Source organism: Pseudomonas sp. GL-R-19 (assembly GCF_019956375.1).
In the GTDB taxonomy this organism is placed as follows: Bacteria; Pseudomonadota; Gammaproteobacteria; order Pseudomonadales; family Pseudomonadaceae; genus Aquipseudomonas.
Map to the genome: position 1 here is coordinate 1 of NZ_JAHBDJ010000084.1, position 1301 is coordinate 1301.

2 protein-coding genes are annotated in these 1301 nt (G+C 63.3%); both read left to right on the forward strand.

Going from position 1 to position 1301, the window contains the following annotated elements:
- Positions 1–49: 49 nt before the first annotated feature.
- The gene (locus KGA83_RS27845; protein WP_223531378.1) at positions 50–1171 is read left to right on the forward strand and encodes a Re/Si-specific NAD(P)(+) transhydrogenase subunit alpha; all 1122 of its coding nucleotides are present in this window, start codon (positions 50–52) and stop codon (positions 1169–1171) included.
- An 11-nt stretch (positions 1172–1182) separates the two neighbouring features.
- The coding region (locus KGA83_RS27850) for a proton-translocating transhydrogenase family protein (protein WP_223531379.1) at positions 1183–1301 on the forward strand (119 nt) is incomplete at its 3' end.

Genomic DNA, 1301 nt, shown 5'->3' on the forward strand with positions numbered 1-1301 from the left:
CATCCGTAGTGCCTGGGTTTACTCAACAAGATCACGCAGGAGATTTGACGTGCACATTGGTGTTCCTCTCGAAACCCAGACCGGTGAAACACGGGTTGCTGCAACCCCGGAAACCATCAAGAAGCTGATCGGCCAGGGCCATAAGGTCACTGTCCAAAGCGGCGCCGGCGTGAATGCCAGCGTTGTCGACAGTGCCTATGAAGCGGCAGGCGCAACCATTGGCAGCGCCAATGACGCGTTTGCGGCAGAGCTGATTTTGAAGGTGGTCGCGCCCAGCGACAGCGAGTTGGCGCTGATCAAGAGCGGCACCGTCGTGGTGGGCATGCTCAACCCGTTCAGCAACGAAACCATCGCCAAGCTGGCCGAGTGCGGGATTACCGCCTTTGCCCTGGAGGCGGCGCCGCGTACCTCCCGCGCGCAAAGCCTGGACGTACTGTCGTCGCAAGCCAACATCGCCGGTTACAAGGCCGTGTTGCTGGCCGCGCACCACTATCCGCGTTTCATGCCGATGCTGATGACCGCCGCGGGCACCGTGAAAGCGGCGCGCGTGCTGATCCTCGGTGCCGGCGTGGCCGGCTTGCAGGCCATCGCGACCGCGAAACGCCTGGGGGCGGTGATCGAAGCGTCCGACGTGCGTCCGGCGGTGAAAGAGCAGATCGAATCCCTCGGCGCCAAGTTCGTCGACGTGCCTTACGAGACCGACGAAGAACGCGAATGCGCCGTCGGCGTCGGCGGTTACGCCCGCCCGATGCCGGCCAGCTGGATGCAGCGCCAGGCCGCGGCCGTGCACGAACGCGCCAAGCAGGCGGACATCGTCATCACCACCGCGCTGATTCCCGGCCGCAAGGCACCGACGTTGCTGAGCGCGCAAACCGTGGCGCAGATGAAACCGGGCTCGGTGGTCATCGACCTCGCGGCCGCCCAGGGCGGCAACTGCCCGCTGACCGTGGCCGATCAGGTGGTCGTCGAAAACGGCGTGACCATCGTGGGCCCGACCAACCTGGCCAGCGCCGTGGCGGCTGACGCTTCGGCGCTGTACGCCCGCAACCTGCTGGACTTCATGAAACTGTTGTTCGATAAAGACGGACAACTGGTGATCAACCTGGAAGACGATATCGTCGCCGCGTGCCTGATGTGCCGCGACGGCCAGATCGTGCGCAAGAACGGCTGAGGATAAAAACAATGGAAGACATGCTGATCTCTCACGGTATCTACAACCTGATCATCTTCGTGCTGGCCATCTATGTCGGCTACCACGTGGTCTGGAACGTCACACCGGCCCTGCACACACCGCTGATGGC